Source organism: Pseudoalteromonas sp. EB27, from assembly GCF_001974875.1.
Classification (GTDB): Bacteria; Pseudomonadota; Gammaproteobacteria; order Enterobacterales; family Alteromonadaceae; genus Pseudoalteromonas.
On record NZ_MTQD01000003.1, the window covers coordinates 149,054 to 175,408 of the forward strand.

Annotated in this window: 22 protein-coding genes and 2 tRNA genes; 12 read left to right on the forward strand and 12 right to left on the reverse strand. The window is 38.4% G+C overall.

The features are described from left to right. Window positions 1-2: 2 nt before the first annotated feature. On the reverse strand, window positions 3-3,335 hold the full coding sequence (locus tag BW142_RS04970) for an MHYT domain-containing protein (protein WP_076924086.1): 3,333 nt from the start codon (window positions 3,333-3,335) through the stop codon (window positions 3-5). Between the two features lie 307 nt (window positions 3,336-3,642). On the opposite strand from BW142_RS04970, the gene BW142_RS04975 reads away from it, so the two are divergent. Continuing rightward, window positions 3,643-4,314 (forward strand): SprT family zinc-dependent metalloprotease, encoded by a 672-nt coding sequence (locus tag BW142_RS04975; protein WP_171972312.1) that lies wholly within the window; start codon window positions 3,643-3,645, stop codon window positions 4,312-4,314. A gap of 117 nt (window positions 4,315-4,431) precedes the next feature. Here BW142_RS04975 and BW142_RS04980 read toward each other — a convergent pair. After that, window positions 4,432-4,516 (reverse strand) — tRNA-Tyr (locus BW142_RS04980). A 49-nt stretch (window positions 4,517-4,565) separates the two neighbouring features. After that, window positions 4,566-4,650: transfer RNA gene (locus tag BW142_RS04985), tRNA-Tyr, on the reverse strand. A gap of 112 nt (window positions 4,651-4,762) precedes the next feature. Here BW142_RS04985 and BW142_RS04990 point away from each other — a divergent pair. The 3 genes from BW142_RS04990 to BW142_RS05000 all read left to right on the forward strand — a co-directional run bounded on the left by BW142_RS04990 (window position 4,763) and on the right by BW142_RS05000 (window position 6,882). Next, window positions 4,763-5,290 (forward strand): VC2046/SO_2500 family protein, encoded by a 528-nt coding sequence (locus BW142_RS04990; RefSeq protein ID WP_076924088.1) that lies wholly within the window; start codon window positions 4,763-4,765, stop codon window positions 5,288-5,290. Window positions 5,291-5,469: 179 nt separating this feature from the next. Further along, window positions 5,470-5,772, forward strand: a complete 303-nt coding sequence (locus tag BW142_RS04995) for a DUF6172 family protein (RefSeq protein ID WP_002961433.1) — start codon at window positions 5,470-5,472, stop codon at window positions 5,770-5,772. A 192-nt stretch (window positions 5,773-5,964) separates the two neighbouring features. Further along, entirely contained in the window at window positions 5,965-6,882 is a 918-nt protein-coding gene (locus tag BW142_RS05000) for a diguanylate cyclase (protein WP_076924089.1), read from the forward strand. Window positions 6,883-6,956: 74 nt separating this feature from the next. On the opposite strand, the gene BW142_RS05005 is transcribed toward BW142_RS05000, so the two are convergent. The 3 genes from BW142_RS05005 to BW142_RS05015 form a co-directional block, all read right to left on the reverse strand. Beyond that, a complete protein-coding gene (locus BW142_RS05005; RefSeq protein ID WP_076924090.1) occupies window positions 6,957-7,436 on the reverse strand; it encodes a YchJ family protein in 480 nt (159 codons plus the stop codon). Window positions 7,437-7,474: 38 nt separating this feature from the next. After that, window positions 7,475-7,909 carry a SulA-like leucine-rich domain-containing protein gene (locus BW142_RS05010; protein WP_007583705.1) on the reverse strand — a complete coding sequence of 145 codons (435 nt, stop codon included), beginning with the start codon at window positions 7,907-7,909 and terminating at the stop codon, window positions 7,475-7,477. Between the two features lie 298 nt (window positions 7,910-8,207). Beyond that, window positions 8,208-8,672: an SEL1-like repeat protein gene (locus BW142_RS05015; protein ID WP_007583707.1), complete on the reverse strand. Its 465-nt coding sequence runs from the start codon at window positions 8,670-8,672 to the stop codon at window positions 8,208-8,210. 118 nt (window positions 8,673-8,790) lie between these two features. Between BW142_RS05015 and BW142_RS05020 the strand changes: the two genes are divergently transcribed. After that, window positions 8,791-10,083, forward strand: coding sequence for an NCS2 family permease (locus tag BW142_RS05020; RefSeq protein WP_007583709.1), 1,293 nt, complete (start codon window positions 8,791-8,793; stop codon window positions 10,081-10,083). Between the two features lie 84 nt (window positions 10,084-10,167). Here BW142_RS05020 and BW142_RS05025 read toward each other — a convergent pair whose 3' ends face one another. Next, window positions 10,168-10,926: a hypothetical protein gene (locus BW142_RS05025; protein ID WP_076924091.1), complete on the reverse strand. Its 759-nt coding sequence runs from the start codon at window positions 10,924-10,926 to the stop codon at window positions 10,168-10,170. A gap of 323 nt (window positions 10,927-11,249) precedes the next feature. Between BW142_RS05025 and cysB the strand changes: the two genes are divergently transcribed. Further along, complete coding sequence (cysB, locus tag BW142_RS05030; RefSeq protein WP_002961670.1) at window positions 11,250-12,227, forward strand: HTH-type transcriptional regulator CysB; 978 nt, start codon at window positions 11,250-11,252, stop codon at window positions 12,225-12,227. A 76-nt stretch (window positions 12,228-12,303) separates the two neighbouring features. On the opposite strand, the gene BW142_RS05035 is transcribed toward cysB, so the two are convergent. The 3 genes from BW142_RS05035 to pabB all read right to left on the reverse strand — a co-directional run bounded on the left by BW142_RS05035 (window position 12,304) and on the right by pabB (window position 15,722). Continuing rightward, window positions 12,304-13,680: an L-serine ammonia-lyase gene (locus tag BW142_RS05035; protein WP_076924092.1), complete on the reverse strand. Its 1,377-nt coding sequence runs from the start codon at window positions 13,678-13,680 to the stop codon at window positions 12,304-12,306. Window positions 13,681-13,781: 101 nt separating this feature from the next. Next, window positions 13,782-14,357 (reverse strand): CoA pyrophosphatase, encoded by a 576-nt coding sequence (locus tag BW142_RS05040; protein WP_076924093.1) that lies wholly within the window; start codon window positions 14,355-14,357, stop codon window positions 13,782-13,784. A gap of 6 nt (window positions 14,358-14,363) precedes the next feature. Further along, the gene (gene pabB / locus BW142_RS05045) at window positions 14,364-15,722 is read right to left on the reverse strand and encodes an aminodeoxychorismate synthase component I (RefSeq protein ID WP_076924094.1); all 1,359 of its coding nucleotides are present in this window, start codon (window positions 15,720-15,722) and stop codon (window positions 14,364-14,366) included. 155 nt (window positions 15,723-15,877) lie between these two features. Here pabB and BW142_RS05050 point away from each other — a divergent pair, with 155 nt between their 5' ends. From BW142_RS05050 to BW142_RS05070, 5 genes are all read left to right on the forward strand, one after another. Continuing rightward, complete coding sequence (locus BW142_RS05050) at window positions 15,878-17,404, forward strand: fumarate hydratase (RefSeq protein WP_007583843.1); 1,527 nt, start codon at window positions 15,878-15,880, stop codon at window positions 17,402-17,404. Window positions 17,405-17,832: 428 nt separating this feature from the next. After that, the gene (locus BW142_RS05055; RefSeq protein ID WP_076924096.1) at window positions 17,833-18,873 is read left to right on the forward strand and encodes a Glu/Leu/Phe/Val dehydrogenase; all 1,041 of its coding nucleotides are present in this window, start codon (window positions 17,833-17,835) and stop codon (window positions 18,871-18,873) included. A gap of 313 nt (window positions 18,874-19,186) precedes the next feature. Then, entirely contained in the window at window positions 19,187-19,825 is a 639-nt protein-coding gene (locus BW142_RS05060; RefSeq protein WP_083707558.1) for a chloramphenicol acetyltransferase, read from the forward strand. Between the two features lie 167 nt (window positions 19,826-19,992). Then, window positions 19,993-20,817 carry a M90 family metallopeptidase gene (locus tag BW142_RS05065; RefSeq protein ID WP_076924099.1) on the forward strand — a complete coding sequence of 275 codons (825 nt, stop codon included), beginning with the start codon at window positions 19,993-19,995 and terminating at the stop codon, window positions 20,815-20,817. A 105-nt stretch (window positions 20,818-20,922) separates the two neighbouring features. Next, a complete protein-coding gene (locus BW142_RS05070; RefSeq protein ID WP_076924101.1) occupies window positions 20,923-24,102 on the forward strand; it encodes an amidohydrolase family protein in 3,180 nt (1,059 codons plus the stop codon). A 135-nt stretch (window positions 24,103-24,237) separates the two neighbouring features. Here the strand turns inward: BW142_RS05070 and BW142_RS05075 are convergent, their stop codons facing one another. Continuing rightward, entirely contained in the window at window positions 24,238-24,579 is a 342-nt protein-coding gene (locus BW142_RS05075) for a hypothetical protein (RefSeq protein WP_002961684.1), read from the reverse strand. A gap of 150 nt (window positions 24,580-24,729) precedes the next feature. Between BW142_RS05075 and BW142_RS05080 the strand changes: the two genes are divergently transcribed. Then, window positions 24,730-25,482 carry a Nif3-like dinuclear metal center hexameric protein gene (locus tag BW142_RS05080; RefSeq protein ID WP_076924103.1) on the forward strand — a complete coding sequence of 251 codons (753 nt, stop codon included), beginning with the start codon at window positions 24,730-24,732 and terminating at the stop codon, window positions 25,480-25,482. 80 nt (window positions 25,483-25,562) lie between these two features. Here BW142_RS05080 and BW142_RS05085 read toward each other — a convergent pair whose 3' ends face one another. Then, the gene (locus BW142_RS05085) at window positions 25,563-26,327 is read right to left on the reverse strand and encodes an ElyC/SanA/YdcF family protein (RefSeq protein WP_076924105.1); all 765 of its coding nucleotides are present in this window, start codon (window positions 26,325-26,327) and stop codon (window positions 25,563-25,565) included. Between the last annotated feature and the right edge of the window lie 28 nt (window positions 26,328-26,355).

Consider the following 26,355-nt stretch of genomic DNA (forward strand, 5'->3'; position numbering starts at 1 on the left):
AATTAATACTCATTATTTGTTAGTTTTTCAAGCAAGCTTTCTAGTATCTCGTGCGCTTTATCAAAATCAAATTCATCAAAGGCTTCGGCTATATCATTAACTTCATTTTGAAAAGATGAAGGGGCACCGCGTTGTAGTTTTGCTAGTAGTTCATCATTTAGCTCTGCGTTTTGTGCATCTTTATAAAGTATTTCACACAATGACTTAACTTCATCTATTAATAGTGTGTCTAAACTATTACCTTCAGACTTACTGCTTGGCTTGTCGCAAGTATTTGATGAGAGTAGTTGCGATATAACAGTTAGCTCGCTTTTTATATCGTCTAAAATACTAATAACTTTAGTATCACTTTGCTTTTGCTCTAAATCGGCTAATAACTTCATTAACGTTATTAGGCCCAAATTACCAGCAACACCTTTAAGAGTATGGATGAGACTATCAGCATCTTTTATATTTGATAATTTATCACTGAATAATATTTCGAACCGCTTATTGCTATCACTAATAAATTTAGTGATTTCGGTAAGTTGCTTACACTTAGAGCCCCACAGTGCTAACCCTTTTTCAAAATCTATATGCTGTGCTTTAGGATCGCTTTGCGATATAACCATTTCTTTTGCGATACCAAGGCCAAGGACTTGTGCTATTTCTTGGTTTAGTTGGTTTATATCAATAGGCTTATTAGCAAAGCCATTCATGCCTGCTTTTTTAGCGGTTAGTTTATCTTGCTGTAGTACACTGGCAGTGAGCGCAATAATTGGTGTGTACTTAATTTGTCTTTGGTTTTCTATTGCTCTTATTTTTTGCGTTGCTTGTATGCCATCACACAATGGCATATGTATATCCATTAAAATGACATCAAAGTCTTGTTCTTCAAATACTTTTATCGCCTCGAGCCCGTTTGATGCCTTGGTAACGGCATGCTGGTCGCGCGAAAGGAGCAAAGAAAGTAGTTCTGTATTTTGTTCAATATCGTCAACTACCAATATTCTAAGAGCTGGTAACTGGGTGTGTAGACCATCAAAATGATCTATTTTAGTTTCGTCACCTATAGCAAGCGGCAATGAAAAGTAAAAGCAGGTGCCTCTACCTAATTCGCTTACCAAGTTTATTGTTCCACCCATAAGTTCTACCAGTTGTTTGCTTATGGTTGTACCAAGACCTGTGCCACCAAAGCGGCGTGTAGTAGTACCATCGGCTTGCTCAAAAGGTTGAAACACTGCTTGAATACGATCTTTTGCAATACCAATACCTGTATCTTGTACTTCAAAAAACAGATGCTGATTTTGTGTCATGCCAACAGTTACGGTAACAGAGCCTTTTTCGGTGAACTTAATAGCGTTACCAATCAGGTTGGTGAGTACTTGTCTAAGTCGATCTGGATCGCCGTAGTACGTCGTACTTACTGATTCTTTAATGTGGAGCTTAAGGTCTAAATCTTTCTTTTTAGCTTCTAACCAGAAAGTAGAAATAATACTGTCTATTACTGGTTTTAAATTAAAGTGTACTGGCTCAATAGTAAGCTTACCGCGTTCTAGTTTAGCGGAATCGAGTATTTCATTTAACAGCCTAAGCAACGAGCGAGCTGCATTATTTACGGTCACTAAATGCTTTTGCTGCTCCCGATCAAGAGGAGTGTCCATTAATAGGTCGCTAAACCCAATAATAGAATTCATTGGTGTGCGGATTTCATGGCTCATGTTGGCCATAAAAGATTGCTTTGCATAAGCCGCTTCTTCCGCTTTAAACTTAGCTTGCTCTAGTTTTTCTTCATATTCTTTGCGTTCAGTAATATCAACTAAAACACCATCAATCCACTTTGCTTGACCTTGGGTATCAAAGTCGATGCTGCCTTTATCTAAAAGCCATAAGATATTACCGTTTCTGTGGCGAATCCTGTATTCGATTGAATACTGACGTTTTTCTTCTACTGCTTTTGTTACTGCATCTACAATAGGCTGCTGATCAGACTTTAAAATCAAATCGTTAAATTCAATGCAGTGTTCAGTAAATTCATTCGGGTTATAGCCAGTTAATTCGTTGATGCTTGGACTAATAAAAAGCATGGTCCAGTTATCATCAAATTGGCATCTAAAAGCAACGCCTGGCATGTTGTCCATCAAGGAACGGTACTTTTGTTCTTTTTCTTCAAGGCTTTTTTGTAAAGCGCGTTGCTCTGTTAAGTCTGTAATAAAGCCTACGTAAAGAGGGTCTTGCCCTGGTTGATTAACTTCACCGACGCCTAATCGTATAGGAAATAAGTGGCCGTTTTTGTGTTTAGCAAAAATTTCACGGTTAACACCAATTACTTTACCTAAATCAACATTTTTAGCATGTAAAAGATAGCTGTCGTGATGTGTCGCGATAGCATCATCCATTAGCATTTTAATATTATGATTTTGTACTTCATTTTCATGCCAACCAAAAATTTTGCTAGCTGACTCATTAAAGCTCAAAATAATACCAGTATGATCTATTGTTACAATACCATCGATTGCTGTGCCTAGAATTGCATTTAGTCGTGACTCGTCGGCAGACTTTTCTTCTAGCAACATTTTATATCTGACCATACCGTTTAGCACCGCTACTACACTTGTAATAGCAACCGTGGCAGTAGCGACTGCAATAGCTATAAAGGTGAGCCCAGCAGAAGCATTTACGTCGTCATATAAAAGAGGAGATGTTGCGACAAAGCGTGTAGATGCCATTCCCATGTAATGCATAGCAGCCACAGCAAGGCCTAATATTATAGCGCTGATGGCTCGGTTTTGTAGGTGTGATAGCTTTGGAAAGAACTTATCAAGATTAAAGCGACTATATAATGCTATAAACGAAAGAGCGACGGCAACTAAAATTGATAGGCCAAATGTTAGTGGGTCATAACGTAACATGGGAGCAAGCTCCATTGCAGCCATACCGCTGTAATGCATTGTACCAATACCAGCCCCTAATAAAATGGAACAAATGCTAAGTACTCTAAAGTTTCCATTACTATTTACAAGCATTGATACAGCGTACTGACAAGCAAGTAATGCAGGAATAAAAGAAAGTAGTGTGATTGTTGGATCGTAGCTAATATTAGTACATAGCGAAAAAGCTAGCATACCTATAAAGTGCATACTCCAGATACCAGAAGAAAATACAGTTGCTGCAGTTATATTTGCCAAACGCTGATAACGAGGGAATTTAGTTTCTTTTGCTAAATCAATGAGCTTTGTAGTAAAAAAAGCAGCAAAAATGGCTATTAATACAGACATTGACACTAGAAGGGGATCGTAAACCCCGTTAAGTATTAGGCTTGGGTCTTGGTCTGTAATGAAGAAAGCTGATAGCATAACGGCTCAAAATATAATCTTTATTTTACAAGTTTAATCTAATTTACTAATAAATAAACCGTTATTTCTGATAGCGCTATTAAGTAACGACTATTTAGCCGGTTTGTTTGTTATTTTGTTAGTAAAGTAAATGAGGTGTTTTTTATTTTTTTAACTTAAAAAAAAAGACGTCTGAATTTATAGTCCATTATAATAAAGTGGATTAGTGGCTAAGTGTGGCTGTATACCTATAGGTTTAAAATTGATGGTAATATGGATTATATAAACGAATACAATATTTAGAGTTTAGATAGTGTTTGAATACCAACTGAAAAAGAGTACTAGACGTAAAACAGTCGCAATAAAGGTGCATAGCCACAAGGTAACTGTGTATGCACCACATTTTGTTGCAAAAAAACACATTGATACTTGGTTATTTGACAAACAAGAGTGGGTTGCAGAGCAATTAAAAAAACAATCGTCAATTGATGACACTAAGCAGTATCCCTTCAAATCTAAAAAAATCAGTGTTTTTTCAGAGATGATTTATTTGAGATTAGAGCCAGGTCAATATTCTAAAGTAACTTCGTATGATGAACACTTACTAATTACAATATCTCCTCGAGTTAAAAATGACTTTCAAAAGTACCAGCAGCTATTAGAAACTTATTTAAAAGAGCAGCTTATTGCATACATAGAAATGCGTTTAGCGTATTTCTGCACTCTAATGGGTGAAGAGTTGCCAAATGATTTAAAAATAGGTGTTTATAAACGCAAGTGGGGGAGTTGTAATAGTAAGCGAGAACTCACTTTTAATTTACATCTTATAGGAGCCCCTTACCACGCTATAGATTATGTGATTGTTCATGAACTTGCTCACTTAAAGTATTTAAACCACAGCAAAGCTTTTTGGCAACGGGTAGAGACGTTTTTTCCCGATTACAAAACATCCTCTAATTGGTTAAAACAAAATGGTATGAGTTTACAATGGGTGTTTTGATGTTACTGAATATAGGAATATAGGAATATAGGAATATAGGAATATAGGAATATAGGAATATAGGAATATAGGAATATAGGAATATAGGAATATAGGAATATAGGAATAGTAGAAAAGTGGTGGAGGGAGCTGGATTCGAACCAGCGAAGGCTGAGCCGTCAGATTTACAGTCTGATCCCTTTGGCCGCTCGGGAACCCCTCCACACTAATTTTATTGCATTTGGCCCCACTTAACTTAGCGGTAAGAAAAGTGGTGGAGGGAGCTGGATTCGAACCAGCGAAGGCTGAGCCGTCAGATTTACAGTCTGATCCCTTTGGCCGCTCGGGAACCCCTCCAATGCAACGGCGCTGATAATAGCAAATTGCGTATTTAAGTAAAGAAAAAAGCTAAAGAAAATTGAAATAAAGCCGATAAATATCTATCAGTTACCACAATCGGCTAAAGACTATGCAAATAGATGATTTGTTAATCACAGAGAGTCAGTTAAACAGTAGACTCAATAATAGTGTGCATGAAAATCGCCGTGGCGAATTTGCACTATTATTAGCGATGCTGTCACATGACGCACTCGACTTTAGTCAATTTCATTTACCAAAAACTGAAATAGATAATTTAGTTATAGAAGAAGAGGCGTTAAGAAAGCAATTTGGCGCAGGTCCAAAGCAACTTTTAGCCCCTGATGAATATAATATGTTGGTTGGACAATTTAATGCTTCATTAATATCCCAAGAAGGAGAGCGCTGTGGTATGACAAGTATTAAGCTAAGACAATGCTTAAGCCCTGAACCACTTGCGATTAGAAATGATGATAAGCATATTCCACTTAATATAATAGATAACTGTGAGCTTGCTGTCAGAAGAAGAATTAAAAGCGAGCAAACACAACTAGCTAACCCCCCTATAGATGCGGCTGCTTTTTACGACAGCCTCAATAATGATTCATTACATCAACCACTTCACCTTATTGCTGTGTGATATATGATTGTAATAATCATCAGTTAATATATGCTTTATAACGGGTCTGCTTTATATATTTGCTAATAATTGATTTAATGAAAAAAAAGCATCCAAAAATTAAATGCAATTGCTATAATGGCATCAAATGGTATGACATGAAATGCCATTATCATTAAACCAAGGTAATTAGGAACGTAATGAAGAAAACATTCACGCTAAATCACGAGAAAATCAAATACCCTCGTATGGTTGATGCTGCAAAGCACGAAGTGAAAAAATATTTGAAAAGAGAGCGTAATAAAACGCTACCTGAAGATGCTGACTATTGGGCATTTGACTGTAAGTTTGGTAACACAGCTGAAGATGCGCAAGTTGTGCACGTTGCTGAATTAAGTAACCAAATTGGCGAAATTGAAAAGCAAGGTTTGACCTCTTTCTATGTAGAGATTTTAGCTCGACCTGCTCAACGTCAACAGTTAGATTTAGATGATGACGAATAACATTTAATTTAATTAAGTGTTCGAAGTTTTAAAATGAGCCCAAGTGGCTCATTTTTTGTTTTTATGTATTAAAGATTCACCATAAATCACTTTATTAGTAACTAATAAGTAGAACTTTACTTTATTAACATTTGCATAACAAAATATAGTGATATAGGGTGTGTTTAATAAAAAAAACAAAACAGTTGTACCATGCCGATAAATTACTCTGACCATCAATTAAAATTAAGCTTAAAGAACTCTAAGGTACTTGTCGTTGACGATCAGCTATTGAGTCTCATAGTATTGAAAAAAATATTATCAGAGCATTTTAGTGTAACAACAACGAGCTGTGGTGAGGATGCGATTGAAATTTGTAAGCATAATCCGCCAGATATAATACTACTCGATATTAATATGGAAGGAATGAGTGGTATTGAAACATGTCTTAAATTAAAAAACATATCTGAAACACAAGATATTCCTGTTATTTTTGTTACCTCATCTGAAAATCAAGAAGAAGAGTGCTGGGAGGCCGGGGCTGTAGATTTTATAAAGAAACCAACTAACTCGGAAACTTTATATAGAAGGGTGCGCGCCCATATTACGATGAAACTGCAACATGACTTACTCAATCAAAAAGTATTTCTAGATGATTTAACAAAGGTATTCAATCGTCGTTATTTTGATGCGCATTTTTCTAAAATGGAACGAAGCGCTTTGCGAGAAAAAGTCGACTATGCGCTCTTACTCATCGATATAGATTACTTTAAGCAATACAACGATCTTTATGGTCATGTGCAAGGTGATACGGTTTTAAACCTTGTTGCACAAACTATTACTAATAGTTTGCAAAGACCAACCGATTTTGTTGCGCGTTACGGCGGCGAAGAGTTTGTAGTTGTCCTACCGCATACAAGCATTGAAGGTGCAATTTGTGTTGCTGATAAAATTAAACAAAATGTGGTCGATTTAGGAATATTACACAGATATTCAGAATATGACTTTGTGACGATTAGTATTGGCGGTGCAACCCTACAACCATATGTAAATAACAAAAACACGTTGCAGATCGCAGATGAAAAAATGTATGAGTCCAAAATGCAAGGTCGTAATCAAGTGTGTTTTTAAGTTTAGCTAGCTAATAAATCACTCTGCCACTTAAAAACACCTTGTAGGTAATAAATATTAAATAAGATTATTTATTACACGCTATGACATTTTTTGTACTTTTTATTGCTACCACATGGGCAGTCATCATTTCTGCCCACTCTAATATCTTCAACTGGGTATATAGTGCCATCTAAATAACGCCACTTGGAATATTCTTTAATAAACTGCGACTTTTCGTGAAGCTCACAAAATAAGTTTTGATAAAAATACTGGGCTTTAAATTCTACATTGCCAGTATTGTCATCATGGCTTGACCCAATTACATCAAGATTTATAAATCGACAGCTGTTAGCAAAATCATTGATTTCTTTAACCGGATTCTCAGCTTGTTTTTCTTTTGCGTAGGTTTGATAAACATATTTTGCATTTTTAATTACATAAGCACTGAATCTTGAGCGCATAAGTTGTTCAGGAGTGTCAGCTTGTTTAACAGATAAGTGAAGCGGCTCGCAGCAATCGGCATAATTGTGCCCACTGCTGCAAAAACATAATGTGGTATCGAGTGAGGTCATAATAATAATACAAAGTTTAAAACATTAGTTTAACAAGCTTATTGGGCGAGTGATATCTCTGTTGTTTGAGACTTTTTAGTAAAACAGTATAGTTTTGTATTCGTTTTACTTAAATCGAACGATAAATTAGTCAGTAGTTGGTTATTAACTATATCGGTCCAAGTAATTACCGCTGCAAAGTTTCCGTTATGTAATGCAGAGTTTAATACATACTCTAGATTTACTAAGTGCTTTTGTCTAATAACAAGTAATTTACTTGTATCAATAGAGCATGAGTCAAGTAAAGCTTTACTCGGTACATGATCTGGAGCAATTAATAACGTCCATGCATTAGAGCTGTTGTATTGGTGTAATACTTTTAAAAGCTCAAAGGTCGCTGAAATCTCATCTTCAATTTGAATCAAATTCACGCAATCGCTTTGCTCATCTTGTTGGTAACTTTTAACTGTTCTTACGGTAATAGGCTGTAACATAATTTCACTCACTGGGTTTTTATACAGTATTCATATACAGTAGTTTATACAGTGCTTTCGTGCAAGCATTTTATGCTATTTATTTGTACAGTTATTCAGCTTTTGATCATTTTTTTTGTTTTTTTAATTTATAATTCTTTATTAATCAGTTTGTTATGGAGTTGTTTTTGAAAAGGGATTCTAAAAATAAATTTTTGAGTCGTGTCTTCATTACTGGCTTTTGTACTGTATAAGACTATTACTACAACCATATACAGTACTTTCAAACACTGTATACAGTACTTTTTCCATAGTTAGCCTATGTGTTTTCACTCGTGCGAGGGATCATATGAGAAAACTGAAGTTGGTGGATTTGTTCGTACAAACTTGCCGCATAACATTGAGCATCTTTAAATCGCTTAGTTTCGATATGTTTGCGTATATCTGTAACTGCTGCAGTGGCAGGTGCGTACCCTTGGCTACTTGCTAGGCTTAACCAAGCTACAGCATGAAATACACTTTGTGGTACGCCTTCACCTTTCACAAAAAATAAACCTAAATAAAACTGTGCTCTATGGTTTCCCGCCATTGCAGCAAGGCGCATCCATTTTGCAGCCAATGGAGCTTGATTATTTTTTAAATAATATAGGGCTTTATTTAACGTACTTTGCTCATCTTTTTTATTATCAACGGGCACAGAGGTATTTTCGGGTTGAGTAACAAAACCTAAAATATTATCTAGCTGTTGCTCTAAGTCTTGCTCACAAGGTGTTGTTTTAAGCATATTGGTTCATTTATTATTTTAACTACTTTAACAGTTTAGTATATAGCAAGGTAAAATGTCCTGTAAAAGATAATTTTTATGTTAAAATCTCGTCACTTTTTACTATCACAAGTTTATTATGTTCGAAGCCTTATTTAAACTGAGCGAAAATAATTCAACAGTTAAACGCGAATGCGTTGCTGGCCTAACTACCTTTATAACTATGGTATACATTGTATTTGTAAACCCGGCTATGCTCGCAGAGGCAGGGATGGATCAAGGGGCTGCATTTGTAGCGACATGTATAGCAGCTGCGATAGGCTGTTTCATAATGGGTTTATGGGCTAATTATCCATTAGCATTAGCGCCGGGTATGGGGCTAAATGCCTTTTTTACTTATGGTGTCGTATTAGGGATGGGCTATACCTGGCAAGCCGCGTTAGGGGCTGTATTTATGTCGGGTTGTATATTTTTGTTTTTAAGCTTATTTAAAGTCAGAGAGTGGATTATTAATGCCATACCTCTGGTGCTCAAGCGAGCAATCGCAACGGGAATAGGTGCTTTTTTAGCATTAATTGCCCTTAAAAATGCAGGCATTATTGTCTCAAGCCCGGCAACATTAGTGCAGTTGGGCGACATTACTTCTCCAGGACCGTTATTGGCTATATTAAGCTTTTTTGTAATTGCAGCACTTTTATACCGCGACTTTAAAAGTGGCGTGCTTATTAGTATTTTATTAGTGACTGGCATTGCTCTAAGTTTTGGGCTTGTTGAATATCACGGCGTTATGGCTATGCCACCATCAATAATGCCTACTTTTATGCAGCTAGATTTTGCAGCCGCTTTTGATATATCAATGATGAGTGTTATTTTTGCTTTCTTGTTTGTCGATCTTTTTGATACTTCGGGTACGTTAGTTGCTGTAACTCAAAAAGCAGGTTTAGCTGATGAAAAAGGTAACATGCCTCGTTTAGGGCGCGCACTAAGTGCTGACAGCTCAGCAACAATTGCAGGTGCGATGCTAGGCACGTCTACGACTACATCGTACATAGAATCGGTTGCTGGTGTATCTGTTGGCGGACGTACTGGCTTAACGGCTGTAGTTGTAGGTATTTGCTTTTTACTAATGATGTTTTTTGCACCGCTTGCACAAATGGTACCGGCATATGCAACGGCGGGCGCCATTTTATATGTCGCTGTGCTGATGCTGCAAAACTTAAAGTTTGTAAACTGGGATGATATGACCGATGCAATTCCTGTTACTGTGGTATTACTAATGACACCACTAACGTTTTCGATTGCGCATGGTATTGCACTTGGTTTTATATCTTATACAGCGGTTAAAGTATTGTGCGGTAAGCAAGATCAAGTCAGTATTAGTGTTTGGATATTAACAGCCTTGTTTGTTTTCAAGTTTGCATTTTTGTCTTAATAGCTAACAAAAAATACAAAAAAAGCCTGCATAAATTTTAATTTATGCAGGCTTTTTTAATGCTTATTTTTTAGTATATTAACGCTACCATTTCTTTTTAGGAGCAAACAGTATGTCTAAGTCGTCTTGCTCTTCTTCTGTTTTCTTTTTAAGTGCGCTTGCATTAGAGGCTCTTAGTTCAACACTAATCGCTTCTAAGTAACCTTCAACTTCTTGGCGTTTTGTTGTTACATATTCATCAGAGTAGGTAACTGCACTTAGTGTTGCCTGTGCTTTTTCAAAATACTGTCTTGCAGAACCAACCATGCTTGCTGAGCGGGCAGACAAGCCTCGTTTTATTTGGCTTTCAATATTAATACGCAGTTGTAGTTTTTCGAGACGCTTATCTTCTAAAACAAAAACTTGGCTGTCAATACGACCTTTACTGTGTTCAGAACGTAAAATTGAGCGTAATTTTTTAATGCCTTGAATTAGGCCTACAAGCTGTTTGTCATTGCTGGGTAATGTTAATGCTTCACTGCTGTTATCTTGAACTGGATTAGATAAGTGCGTTTTCGCTTCACTTAAGCGGCCTTTAAGTGCTTTAGATGTTTGCGAGTTAGTAACCATTGTATTTAAAGCTTCGTAAATACGGCGTTGTAACGTACGAATTAAATTTTCAGAAAGGGGAATATTAGCACTATTCATTAGCGCTTCTTCTGTTTCTTCTATTATAGCTTTTTGTTTTGTAAGCTCTTTACGGCGTTCAGCCTCTTGTTTTTCTTTGTGTTGCTGTACAGCACTTACCCAAAGTGCAATCACAATCAATGCAACTATAAGCACTATTATAATAGAAACGATCATGGCGTAATTCTCGGATGTATAACCTAATTTTTTAATCTTACATTAAATATACGTTAACAGGGTAGCTTTACGCTGATTAACTTAAAATATATACCAAAAATTTATAGGTTAAGCCCTTTACAAACTGTAGTAAGCCTAAGGACTTATAAACTGAAGCTGAATAATCATCGCTACCTCAAGCATATTTATTATGCTAGCCTTGAGTTCTAATCAGATAATTGCATACGTAAAGCCTATATGTGTCATTTTATGTAAATAACACTTGGTTTTAACTAGTATTGCCTTTATAAATAATATGAATAATAACGTTAAAATTTGCAGCCATGAAATTACAACAACTCAGATACATCGTAGAAGTACAAAATCATAAATTAAATGTTTCAGCGACGGCTGAGAGTTTATTTACCTCGCAGCCAGGAATTTCTAAACAAGTACGCATGTTAGAAGATGAGTTAGGTGTGCAAATTTTTGGTCGCAGCGGTAAGCATTTAACGCATGTAACGGGTGCTGGCGAAGATATTATTAATATTTCTCGCGAAATACTCTCTAAAGTAGAAGGTATTAAAGCTGTTGCTAATGAACATACGTTGCCTGATCAAGGTAAGTTAAACATTGCAACTACACATACCCAAGCTCGCTATGCTTTGCCTAATGTTATTCAAGGCTTTATGAAAAAATACCCTGCGGTATCGCTTCATATGCACCAAGGTACACCACAACAAATATCTGATGCTGCAGCACGTGGTGATGCCGATTTTGCTATCGCAACAGAAGCGCTGCATTTGTATTCAGATTTAGTGATGTTGCCTTGTTATCATTGGAACCGCAGTATTGTTGTTGCTAAAGATCATCCGTTGGCTAAAAAAGCAAACAGTTTAACTGTGGCTGACATTGCTCAGTATCCACTTATTACCTATGTATTTGGTTTTACGGGGCGCTCAGAGTTAGATAAAGCATTTAGCGCACACGGGCTTGAACCACACATTGTATTTACAGCAACCGATGCTGACGTTATAAAAACATATGTACGTTTAGGGCTAGGAGTAGGAGTTGTTGCGTCAATGGCGATAGATCAAGTGAGTGACACTGATTTAGTGTGTATTGATGCAAGCCACTTATTTGAAGCAAGTACAACTAAAATTGGTTTTAGAAAGGGCAGCTTTTTACGTACTTACATGTATGATTTTATCGAACGTTTTGCACCGCACTTAACTAAAGAACGCGTAGAGAGAGCAAGTTTACTACGTAACCAAGATGACGTAGATAAATTATTTGCAGATATAGAGTTACCCGTTAAATAATGTCACTACATTGAACGAATAATAAAAAAGCCGTCTATTTTTAAATAGACGGCTTTTTACTTTTATAAAGAGCTGGTTAACATTCGATAATGTTAACTGCTAATCCACCGCGAGCGGTTTCTTTATATTTAGTTTTCATGTCGTTGCCGGTTTCAAGCATGGTTTTAATCACTTTATCAAGTGATACCTTTTGCTCGCCACTGCCACGAATAGCTAAACGTGAGGCATTAATTGCTTTAATTGCGCCCATTGCATTACGTTCAATACACGGCACTTGCACCAAGCCACCAACAGGGTCGCACGTTAGGCCTAAATTATGCTCCATACCAATTTCTGCAGCGTTTTCTACTTGCACAACATTGCCACCAACAATTTCTGTTAATGCGCCTGCAGCCATAGAGCACGCAACGCCAACTTCACCTTGGCAACCTACTTCAGCACCCGATATAGAGGCATTCTTTTTATATAAAATACCAATAGCAGCAGCCGTTAATAAATAACGTGTGGCTATATCGCGGTCTACTTCTTTTACAAATGTGTGATAGTACATAAGCACAGCCGGTAAAATACCCGCAGCACCATTAGTTGGTGCGGTAACTACACGGCCACCTGCCGCATTTTCTTCGTTTACGGCAAGGGCAAATAAATCAACCCAGTCCATTGCACGAAGTGGGTCGTTACTGACTTCTATATTTAGTTTTAAGTATAAGCTGGGCGCACGGCGTTTTACTTTTAAGCCGCCAGGTAAAATACCTTCGGTACGCATACCACGGTCAATACAGGCCATCATTACTTTCCAAATATGGAACAATGTGTCTTTTACTTCATCTTCTGTGCGCAGTGTTTTTTCGTTTTTCATCATCAAGCTTGAAACACTAAACCCAGACTCTTTACACATCTCTAGCAGCTCTTTTGCGCTACCAAATGGAAAGGGGGCTGGGTTTTCTTCTCTTATATCGAGGGCTGCCTGTTTTTCGTTTTCAAACTCTTCGTCGGTAACAATGAAGCCACCGCCAATTGAGTAATATACTTTGCTGTAAACTTTTTCGCCGTTTTTTGAGGCTATAATTTCCATTGCATTAGAATGTTTAGGCAGTGTTTTACGACGATGAAAAACAATAGCGCCTTGTTTTGGAAACTTAGCTTTGTGTGTTTTGTTTAGATAAATAACCTGATCTTTTTCGATGGTCGCTAAAATGTCGTCGACTAAATCGGCATCTATAGTTTCAGGGTCATAACCGGCTAAACCAAGAATTACGGCTTTACCCGATCCATGGCCAACACCTGTTTGTCCCAAAGAGCCATAAAGCTCTACTTTAATATCGGTAACATTTGCTAATAATTGTTGTTCTTGTAGGTCATTAACAAATAAGCGTGATGCGCGCATTGGGCCAACGGTGTGTGATGACGAAGGGCCAATACCAATGCTAAACATATCAAATGCACTGATCATAATGTGTGTCTCTACTTTGTTTTATCAGCACGAAGCTGCTCTTTGAACGGTCTAGCATGATAACGTGGAATTGTGATTGTGTAACTACTAATAACGAAGATTTAAACTGGTAAGGCGAGTTGTTTTGTAAAGTTTTTTATAATGCTTGCAGTCGCACCCCAAAGTAAACCATGCGGCGTTTTAAAACCTTGCAAAATAACCGTTTTCCCAGAACGTTGAAAAGGTAAGGGTTGCCAGTTAGCTTCGTTATTTAACTCAGTGACAGAGAGCAAAAAGCTCGCTTGTACTTCATTATAGTCATTTTCCCAGGTGGTGTCTTTTTTGAGTAAACCCACATAGGGGCTAATACTAAAACCCGTTAAGGTTGAATACTCAGGTAAGTGACCTAATACATTAACGTTGCTTTGGGCAATATTTAGCTCTTCTTTTAGTTCGCGAAGTGCTGTGGTGCGAAGGGTAATGTCGCTTACTTCAAACTTGCCTCCGGGCAAACAAATCTCCCCAGGGTGATGGTGTAAATAAGTAGGGCGTTTACACAGTAAAATATGTGCATGGTTATCTATATCAATAATTGGCAGCATAACAGCGCTAGCGCGCTTTTTACGTGTGTCTTTTAACTGATTTGGCGCAGCTGTAGGGCTTAACAGAAACCGCGCCGTAATGTGTTCACTATTCAAAGCGACCTACTGTTTTAATAAAGGGAGGATTTTATTTACTTTATCGTAAGTTTCTTGATATTCCAATTCGACTTTAGAATCAGCCACTATTCCGCCACCCGCCCAGCAGTAAATTTGCGCTTTGTGGCACACCAAGGTGCGAATAGTGATACTCGTATCCATATTGCCACAGGCACTTAAATAACCAATTGAACCACAGTAAATACTGCGGCGATGCGGCTCTAATTCTTCAATTATTTCCATCGCTCTAATTTTGGGTGCACCGGTTATTGAGCCACCCGGAAAAGCCGCTTTTAGCTGATCGACCGCTGTTTTACCTTCATCAAGTTCTGAGGTTACCGTGCTTACTAAATGATGCACTGCCGGAAAGCTTTCAATAGCAAAAAGGGAAGGTACGTGAACGCTGCCAGGTTTTGCTACTTTGCCTAAGTCGTTACGTAGTAAATCAACAATCATGACATTTTCAGCGCGATCTTTAGCTGATGCTGCGAGTATTTGCGCTTGGCGTTGATCCTCTAGTGCATCTGCTTTTCGCGGTAGCGTGCCTTTAATAGGTTTGGTTTCTACAACGTTATTATTTACAGATATAAAGCGCTCAGGAGAAATTGATAAAATAGCTCCTTGAGGGTGATTTATAAAGCTTGAAAACGGTGCTTTATTTGCTTCACGCAGTTTAATATAAGCAGCCCAAGGGGAGCCTTCAAACTGAGCGTTAAAGCGCTGCGCTAAATTAATTTGATAACAATCGCCACTTTTTAAATACTCCTCAATTTGGGAAAATTTTGCAGCGTACTCCGTTTCGCTCATATTTGATTGCCAGTCGCTGTTTAGGGCAAAGGACTGCGTATTAACTAGGGAGTTAACGTGTGTATTTAAATATTGCTGATAAAGCGCTAATCGATCGGTATTTGGCTGCGATACATAAAACCAGCTTTGTTGCTGCTTGTCGTAAATAAGGGCATCTAAGTAAAGGCCAATAGCCATTTGGGGAAGATTAATGTCTTCGATAGCACGAGTGGGGATGTTTTCAATTGTACGGCCTAGGTCGTAGCCAAAGTAGCCAAGCCAGCCGCCGTTAAAGGGTAAATCGTAACCGGCTTTTGTTTTATCAAGATGCGAAAGCTCATTATTCATAATTTCAAAGCAGTTATCACTACTTTCTATATTATTTAAAAAGCTTTTATTATTTTTTACTTCAAGGGTACTTTGCGGCTCAATGGCAATAATATCAAAACGGCTGTTTATATGATTACTATTTGCAGAATCTAATAGAATTGCATAAGGCAAATGTGAAAAATGCGCAAAAACGTCAATGCAGTTTTGTGTTATGCCTAATTTAATACAATTTTTTTTATTGTTTAGCATTTACTGCCCCTTTAAGAACTGGCTCGAAACGGGCTGGGAGGGTATCATAAGTCAAATTTTTTGGCAGCACTAAGCTGCAAAAAACAGTGCAAACCACCGTCACCGGTTTGATTTAGATTACGCGACAACGCGTAACGGTAACTTAAGGAACCACTATGAGTACAATTTGTCAGCAAGACTTTATTGATAGCATTGAAGATGCATTGCAATATATTTCGTTCTATCACCCACTTGATTTTGTTCAAGCACTCGAAAAAGCGTACAACAAAGAACAAAGTAAAGCGGCTAAAGACGCCATTGCACAAATTTTAATTAACTCACGCATGTCGGCTGAAGGCAAGCGTCCACTTTGCCAAGACACCGGTATTATTACCTGTTTTGTTAAAGTAGGTATGGATGTTAAGTGGGATAAAACAGATTTAACCGTTCAACAAATGGTTGATGAAGGTACTCGTCGTGCATATTTAAATCCAGATAACCCTTTACGTGCATCCATTGTTGCAGACCCTGCTGGCACACGTAAAAACACTAAAGATAATACGCCTTCGGTTGTGCATATTGATTTAGTAGCGGGTGGAAAAGTAGAAGTAATGGTTGCGGCTAAAGGCGGCGGCTCTGAAAACAAAAGTAAAATGGTTATGTTAAACCCGTCAGATGACGTTGCTGAGTGGGTAGAAAAAACACTACCAACAATGGGTGCTGGTTGGTGTCCGCCAGGCATGCTGGGTATAGGTATTGGTGGTACGGCTGAAAAAGCAGCAGTAATGGCTAAAGAGTCGTTAATGGATCCGGTTGATATCCATGAACTAATGGAGCGCGGCGCAGAGACAACTGAAGAAAAACTGCGTTTAGAAATTTTTGACCGTGCTAATAAATTAGGCATTGGTGCACAAGGCTTAGGCGGTTTAACAACGGTTGTTGACGTTAAAATTAAAACAGCACCAACGCATGCGGCTTCAAAACCTGTAGTAATGATCCCAAATTGTGCGGCAACTCGCCATGTACATTTTACGCTTGATGGCTCTGGCCCTGCGAATTTAAAAGCGCCTAAACTAGAAGATTGGCCACAAGTAACATTTGAAGTGGGCGAAGGCACACGTCGTGTTGACTTAAATACACTGACCAAAAAAGATGTTCAAGAATGGAAAATGGGTGAAACCGTTTTACTTTCGGGCACTATTTTAACAGGCCGTGATGCAGCGCATAAACGTTTGCAAGATATGATCAATTCAGGTGAAGGTTTACCAAAAGGCGTAGACTTTGATAATAAATTTATTTATTACGTTGGTCCTGTTGATGCGGTACGTGATGAAGCAGTAGGTCCTGCAGGCCCTACAACAGCTACTCGCATGGATAAATTCACCGATATGATGCTAGAAAAAACAGGCATTGTAGGCATGATTGGTAAAGCTGAACGTGGCCCTGCAACAGTTGAATCGATTAAAGAGCATAAATCTGTTTATTTAATGGCAGTAGGCGGCGCAGCTTACTTAGTATCTAAAGCGATTAAAAAAGCACGCGTAGTTGCTTTTGAAGATTTAGGTATGGAAGCTATTTATGAATTTGAAGTAGAAGATATGCCAGTGACCGTTGCAGTAGACAGTGAAGGCGCCAATGCGCATACACAAGGCCCTGCAATCTGGAAAGCTAAAATTGAAGAGCTTGATAGCAAGCTAAAATAACGTACGTTATGTTTTTAAAAAGCGAGCCTAGAGCTCGCTTTTTTGTTTTTTTAAATAGAGTTATTAGTAAGTTTACAGCTCTGACCAGTTAACGAAAAAGCTCACCTTTTACTGAAAACCTATAGGCAGCAGTACGTGGCGGGCAAGCAGCACTTGTATATTAAACTTTACACGCAATAGTGATATTACGTTCACGTAAACGTAAGGTGGTGTGGTTGTTCCATTTATAGTTTTTAAAACTTACAAATAACGATTTTGTGAATTTTTTATCTATACAATAGTTTTAATTCGGTTATTTAATTTAAGCTCGATGTTTTCATTGGTTTTATCTTCTGCGAGTATAGCGAACTCGAATATGAAGTGATAAAGTCTCGGCAATTTCCAGCGCGCATACCCTCTCATGGGTTAACTATTTCGGAGTATTTTAAGTGGCTGTGTTTAATCGAGTTGAATTTGATAACCATGAACAAGTGGTTTTTTGTTCTGATGAAGAGTCGGGTTTAAAAGCAATTATTGCTGTACATAATACCAACCTAGGTCCTGCAGTTGGCGGATGTAGAATGTGGGATTATGCGAACGACGAAGATGCTGTTTACGACGTGCTACGTTTATCAAAGGGCATGACTTATAAAAATGCAGTTGCGCGCTTACCATTTGGTGGCGGTAAATCAGTCATTATTGGTAATGCAAAAGAAATTAAATCTGAGCAGTTATTTCGTGCATTTGGTCGCCAATTAGAGCGATTAAATGGCAGTTATTACTCAGCAGAAGATGTAAACATCACATGTGCTGATGTAGCTATTATGAATAAAGAAACTAATTATGTACTGGGTCTTGAAGGTAAAAGTGGTAACCCATCGCCATTCACTGCATACGGTACTTTTTTAGGAATTAAAGCCGCGTTACAACATCAACGTGGCCATCAAGATTTTGCAGGCGTTAAAGTAGCCGTTCAAGGTTTAGGTGCTGTTGCTTATGGTTTATGTAAACATTTACATGATGCAGGCGCTGAACTGTTTGTAACTGATATTAACCAAGCTGCAATTGATCGCGTAGTTAATGATTTTGGCGCAACTACGGTTGGTATTGATGAAATTTACGACTTAGATGTTGATGTTTATGCACCGTGTGCATTAGGTGCAACGGTTAACGACTTAACTATACCGCGTTTAAAAGCGACTATTATTGCAGGCTGTGCCAATAATCAGCTGGCAGAGTCTCGCCATGGTGAAATTATTCGGGAAAAAGGCATTTTATATGCACCTGATTACGTAATTAACGCCGGTGGTATTATTAATGTTTATTACGAAACAGCGCCAGAAGGTTACAGTGCAGCAGCGTCCAATAAACATGTTGAAGGTATTTTTAATACGTTAACTGAAATTTTTGCCCGTAGCGAAAAAGAGCAAAAATCAACGCATTTAATTGCTGATGAATTAGCGCAAGAGATCATTAAAAACGGTCTGTAATCTAAGTCCGAATTTATATAAGGGTGTGCAATTGCACACCCTTTTTTGCCCGTAGCGAAAAAGAGCAAAAATCACCGCATTTAATTGCTGATGAATTAGCGCAAGAGATCATTAAAAGCGGTCTGTAATCTAAGTCCGAATTTATATAAGGGTGTGCAATTGCACACCCTTTTTTGATCTGTAAGTCAAGGGGGGTTGATCTTTGCGGATTCAATCTTGAAAGATCAACAGACCCTAATGCAATTATTACTGAACAGCGGTACACTTTATTTTTAATTTTGTGCGGCAAATTATGACTCTCTCAACTTCTCTTATTCAGCCTATCGATTTAGATAATTGGCCTAGAAAGCAACACTTTGAATTATTTAAACACTTTTCTCAGCCTTATTTTAACGTGTGTGTGCGTTTAGATGCTCAAGCACTGTACGACTATTGTAAAACCAATCAATATTCTTTTTTTCAAGCGTATGTATATTGCACCTTAAAAGCGTGCCATGAGTACGACTCAATAATGCTACGTATTATAGACAGTAAGCCATGGCTACTTAACAGTGTTCGTGCAAGCGTGGTGGAGCTTGCTGAAAACGATACATTTGTTTTTGGTTATTTTAATAGCACGGGCGAGTTTAAAGAGTTTGCAGAACATGCAAGTGATGTAAGCACAAAAGCGAAATTACAGCCATTATTTTCTGATGCGTTTGCCCAAACGGAAGGGCAGGCAGACTTAATTCATATTTCTGTTTTGCCGTGGCTGAATTTTAGTGCGTTTTCGCATGCATTTAGTGAAGGGGAGAGTTTAGGTATTCCTAAATTTGTATTTGGTCAGTTTGATAAACACACCGGCACAATGCCTTTAGCTATTGATGTACACCATTCATTAATGGATGGTTTGCACGTAGCAAAGTTTATAAACACATTGCAGGGTACATTTGACACCTTTTGCAAAGTTTAATCTTAAAAGTCACCATTTTAACGGTAGTGCAAAGCAGTAAGTAATTTATAAGTAGTTTATAGGTCATACAATTCGAATTACTTTATATTTAAATACAAACCTCATATGCTTGAAATACACGTGTGCCGGACATATTTATATACCATACCTTAGCTCAGGAAATCCCCATGATAAATGGACTGTTAATTGTTGTTTTAATTCTTTTTGTGGTGATTTTCTGGCGCTGGCCATCAATTCAAAATAGATTATGGCGCAGTAAATATAAAGACTTTGCTTTAAATTCGCAGCAAAAAGATATTTTACTGCGTTGCATGCCCATCTATAAAAAAATGACCGATGCTGACAGAGATAAATTAGAGCGACATATTACGTGGTTTTTAAACGAAAAACGTTTTGTCGGTTGTGATGGCTTAAGGTTAACGTCTGCAATGAAGCTAATTGTTGCCGCCGATGCGTGTGTATTAGTGCTTAATAAACCGTGGCCGTTATATAGAAATGTAAAAGAAATTTTATTATACCCAAGTGCTTATTACGCTCCGCAATCAACTCGCGATAGTGCAGGACTTGTGAGTTACCATAATACGGTAAGGTTAGGTGAGTCTTGGCCAGGCGGCACGCTTGTACTCAGTTGGCATGACGTGCTTGAGGGTAATCGTTTACCAAGTGATGGACATAACCTGGTATTTCATGAGTTTGCGCATCAACTCGATCAAGAAACAGGTAAAACCACAGGCACACCCATTTTAAAAAGCTCAGCAGATTACAAAGAGTGGGGCCGAGTATTTAGCCGCGCTTTCACCCAGTTAAAAAGTCATGTTGCTTATAGCATGCCGCATGTTATTCACAGCTATGGTGCGACTAACGAAGCTGAGTTTTTTGCTGTACTCACCGAAACCTTTCTCGAAAAACCCGCAGAGCTTCGCCGATACGATCCTGAAATTTATAGCATGTTGGTGAATTACTATCAATTTGACCCTATTGTTTGGCATTAAACCTACATAAACCGCGCTTTATCATATAACGCTGGCAAGTTGCGTTTGTTTTTGTTGCAATCATGTGAAATAGTTTTTACTGCAACAATAACAAGCGAGAAACGCATGAAAAAAATGCTTCATACAGTATTGGCGCTGTCGGTGTCATTAGCGATAGGGCAGGTAAATGCCGCTGAAAAAGACGAACAAAAATGGCAAGTAGATTCACCTAAAGGACAATTTGTTGACGCTGCAATTAGCGTTGAGCAGGGCACATGGATGAATATAGATATCAGCCCTGATGGTAAAACCGTGGTGTTTGACTTACTTGGCGATATTTATACTATGCCAATGAGTGGCGGTACAGCTACAAAGCTCACCTCTGATATTGCATGGCAAATGCAACCACGCTTTAGTCCTAACGGCAAAAGTATTGCGTTTACTTCCGATCAAGGGGGTGGCGATAACATTTGGATAATGGACTTAAATGGCGAGAACCAACACGCTGTTACTGACGAAACCTTTAGATTACTAAATAGCCCTGCATGGAGTCCTGATGGCGACTACTTAGTTGCACGTAAACACTTTACAGCTAGCCGCTCATTGGGTGCGGGTGAAGTGTGGTTGTACCATAAAGCCGGTGGCAAGGGCGTGCAGCTTACAAAACGCGAGAACGATCAAAAAGATTTAGGTGAGCCAATGTTTTCACCGGATGGTCGTTATGTATACTTTTCACATGATGCAACACCGGGTAAAACCTTTCATTATTCAAAGGATTCTGTAGCGGGCATTTATAAAATTAAGCGCTACGACCGTGAAACAGGTGAAATTGAAGCCATAATCGATACGATGGGCGGCGCAATTAGGCCTACACCCTCACCAGATGGTAAAAAGCTTGCTTATATAAAGCGTGATGATTTTCAAACAAGCCTCTATTTATATGACTTAACTAGCGGTGAGCACACTAAACTTTACGATAAGCTTGAGCGAGATATGCAAGAAACATGGGCTATTCATGGTGTATACCCAACTATTGCATGGACACCCGATAACGAAGAGTTAGTATTTTGGGCTGGTGGTACAATTCACAAGCTAGATGTTGCAGAAAAATCCGTTAAAACCATTCCTTTTAAAGTGCAAACAAGTAAAAAAATTCAAAAAGCAGTGCGCTTTACACAAAACTTAGATACTGATGAGTTTGATGTAAAAATGCTGCGTAATGTGCAAGTAAGCCCAGATGGCGAAACGGCAATTTTTGAAGCGCTAGGACACATTTATAAACGCGATTTAGAGTCAGGTAAAATTAAGCGTTTAACAAAACAAACTGATCATTACGAATTATTTCCGCAGTATTCCCGCGATGGTAAAAAAATAGTTTACACCACATGGGATGATAACAAACAAGGGTCTGTAAGAGTGGTTTCTGCGCGCAGTGGTCGCGGCGATACAATTACTAAAGAGCCAGGTAAGTATGTAGAGCCTACGTTTAGTCCAGATGGGAAAACGGTTGTTTATCGAAAAGCCACGGGGGGGAGTATTTTAAACCCTAAGTGGTCACTTAATCCGGGGGTTTATAGTGTAAGCGCAAAAGGCGGTAAAAGTGAGCTTATTTCAAAAAGTGGTTATCAACCACAATTTGGAGATGCAAACGATCGCGTTTTTATAATGAGTCCTTGGCCAAAACCAACGCTAAGTGTGGTTGAACTTGAAAGTAAAAAAGTTCGCAAACTATATGAGTCAGAGCATGCTACAGAATTTAGAGTATCGCCAGATGGCAAATACCTAGCTTTTGCTGAGCGATTTAAAGTATTTGTAACGCCGTTTGTACAAAGTGGTAAAACAATTAATATTGGGCCTAAAGACAGCCAATTTCCAATAGAGCAGTTATCGGTACGTGCTGGTGAAAACATTAGTTGGAGCGCTAAGAGCAACACGCTTTATTGGACATTAGGGCCTGAACTTTATCATGCAAGCCTTGATGGGATGTTTGCTATTAACAAAGCCGAAGATACCGACCTTAAAGTAAAAAGTGGCGATAATATTGGTTTCAGTAAAAAAATGGCTGAGCCTAAAGGTATGATTGCGCTTACTGGTGCAAAAATTATTACTATGGACGGCGAAAAGGTTATTGAAAATGGTGTCATTATTACTGATGGCAAGCATATTAAAGCAATTGGTACAGCCAGTGATATAAGCATCCCTAAAGGTGCTGAGGTTATTGATGTAACAGGCAAAACAATTATGCCTGGTATTGTTGATGCTCATGCACATGGCTCGCAAGCAAGTAACGAAATTATACCTGAGCAAAACTGGAAAAACTTTGCAGGTTTAGCGCTAGGTGTAACTACAATTCACGATCCATCAAACGATACCTCTGAAATATTTACCGCAAGCGAAATGCAAAAGGCAGGCATGATTGTTGGCCCGCGTATTTTCTCAACGGGTACTATTTTATATGGCGCAAATATGCCAGGTTATACGTCGCATATTGACTCGTTAGACGATGCTAAATTTCATTTAGAGCGCCTTAAAAAAGTAGGTGCATTTAGTGTTAAGTCGTACAACCAACCTCGTCGTGAGCAGCGCCAACAAGTTATTGAGGCAGGTCGTGAACTTGAAATGATGGTCGTCCCTGAAGGTGGCTCATTATTACAACATAACTTAAGTATGATTGTAGATGGACACACAGGTATTGAGCATTCAATCCCTGTAGAGAACATATACGACGATATAAAGCAGTTATGGTCGCAAAGTGATGTCGGTTATACACCAACGCTTGTAGTGGCTTATGGTGGTATTTGGGGTGAAAATTACTGGTACGATAAAACTGATGTGTGGAATCATCCGCGTTTAAGTAAGTTTGTGCCTAAAAACCAATTATTACCACGCTCTATGCGCCGCATTAAAGCGCCCGATCATCACTATAATCACTTTAATAACGCACGCGTTGCAGCTGAGCTGCAAGACCTAGGTGTTTTAGTTAACTTAGGTGCTCACGGCCAGCGTGAAGGCTTAGGTGCACACTGGGAGATGTGGATGTTTGCACAAGGCGGAATGACGCCGCTTGAGGCAATACGTGCTTCAACACTCGATCCGGCTAAGTATTTAGGGCTTGATAAAAACGTAGGCTCGCTTGAAGTGGGCAAACTGGCTGATTTAATGGTTATAGATGGCGATCCGCTTAAAAATATTCGAGATTCGGATAAAGTAGATTACACCATGATCAATGGTCGATTATTCAATGCAGAAACGATGAATGAAGTGGGTAAAAAAGCACGCGGACCACTTTACTTCGAAAAGTTATAATTTATTTAGATCTTTTGAAAGCGGCTACATAGCCGCTTTTTTAGTCTTACTTAACTTATAAGCTTTATTTTTTAGTAAATAACACCCATAAAAAAACCGCTTAACGCGGTTTCTTTTAAAAATCATAAATGTTGATTAAACAACACCGCGCGGTAAGCGACAGTCATGATCTTTACGAGCTAAAATTACAATCCAAAGTTCTTCCGCTGTGTAACCTTCTTCGTTTTCGGTAACAACAGTGAATGGCGCTTTTTTCTGTGCTTTAACAGGCGCAGCTGCTTTTGGTTTTTTCGTTTTAGTTGTTTTACCAGAGTTTAATTTTTTAGTAAGCTCTGCTACGTCAGCTAGGCGTAAATTTTTACCGCCATCAATGCTGTACCAACCAGGTTTAGTTGTGATTTCAGGTTTTTTACCATTGGCAGTTTCGTACGCTGCTTCAAAGGCAGATAACACTTCTGTTTTGTCTAGTTTGCTCATCAGAGACCCTATACGTTGTGAACACAGATAAAGAAGAGGTATTTATACCTATTTTAAAACAGTTTTTCAATTTTTTGCGATTTTCCTTCCATTTTAGGGCTATAAACGCCAAAATTTGCACAAAATTCAGTGCTAAGTAAGGTAAGTTATATGCAACGTAGAGAATTTAACCAACTCCTAAATGACATTTTGAAACCTCATTTAATAAAAGATTTTTGCCCAAATGGCTTACAGGTCGAAGGTAAAAACGAAATTAAAAAAATTGTGACGGGTGTAACCGCAAGTCAAGCTTTAATAGAAGCTGCCATTGAGCAACAAGCAGATGCTATTTTGGTTCATCATGGTTTTTTTTGGAAAGGGGAATCTCAACCAATAACGGGTATGAAAAAGCGTCGCATAGGCGCGCTACTAGCAAACGATATTAATTTATTCGGCTATCACTTACCACTCGATATTCATCCAGCAGTTGGCAATAACGCGCAACTTGCAAAGTTATTGGATATTGAAATTGAAACAGGGCTAGAGCCAACTTCAAATAGCGTAGCAATGAAAGGGCGTTTAAAAACACCATTAAGTGGTGAAGATTTTGCAGATAAAATTGCAAAAATGCTTAATCGAACCCCGCTCACAAGCTTAGTACGCTCAGCTAAAATAGAAACCATTGCACTGTGTACTGGTGGTGGGCAAGGATATATTGACTTAGCAGCAGAGCAAGGCATTGATGCATATTTAACGGGTGAGGCATCGGAGCAAACAATTCATAGTTCTCGTGAGCAAAACATTGATTTTTTTGCTGCAGGGCATCATGCAACAGAGCGCTATGGTGTAAAAGCTCTGGGTGAGTTACTTGCTCAAGAGCATGGTTTTGATGTGACATTTATAGATATAGATAACCCAGTTTAACTAGGCTATCTATTAGTTAACCTGAACTCTACTTGAGGTAGATTTATTATCCAGAGTTCAGGTTAGTTAGACGAAATGAGCTACAGTGCCTCTGGTTCTACCCAGCGGCGCAGACTTATCCAAGTGTTTCCTACTACTTCGTGACTGTATTGCGTAACCACAAGTAAGGCATGAGCATTGGGAATAAACTGTTTGCTCCATGGAAGTGCAGCAAAATTATGATAATCAGTGGCGGCGGTTATTACTTCAATACCTTGAGCATTGAATAAGTTTTTGGCGCGGGGCATGTGCAGCACAGATGTTACTAGCGCGACTTTAAAATCAACTAATTTAGGTGCTAATAATTTAGCTTCTTCTGCGGTATCCATCGCTTTAGGGTTTTGGAGTATACGACTTTTATTAATTCCTAAACTAATTGCTGTTTGATACATAAGCCCGCTATTAGTGGTATTTTTATAACCCCCGCCTGAAACTATAAGCTCTGCATTAGGGTAGTGCTTTGCTAGTTTTACACCTTCTAATAAGCGCGTTAACGCACAATTACCTAATTGATTATTAGCACTGAGTGCAGGATTTGGGTTTATATCGCAACCTAGTACAACTATTTTGTCTATTTTTGGATGCTTTAAAGCATTAAATGCAAGCGACGTAGGTTCATTATTGTGGATAATTAAATTGGCGATAAAGGGTGTGCTCAATGCAAGTAATACAATTAAGCTTGAAGCAGATAAGAAGAGAGCTGATTTGCGGCCTTTAAATGCGAGTAGGAGCATCAGGCACGCAAATAAACCAAATAGAGGCAGTGGCATAAGTAAACCACCAATAATTTTTTTAATAACAAACATAAGAGTTAAACGCTGTAGAGTTAATTAC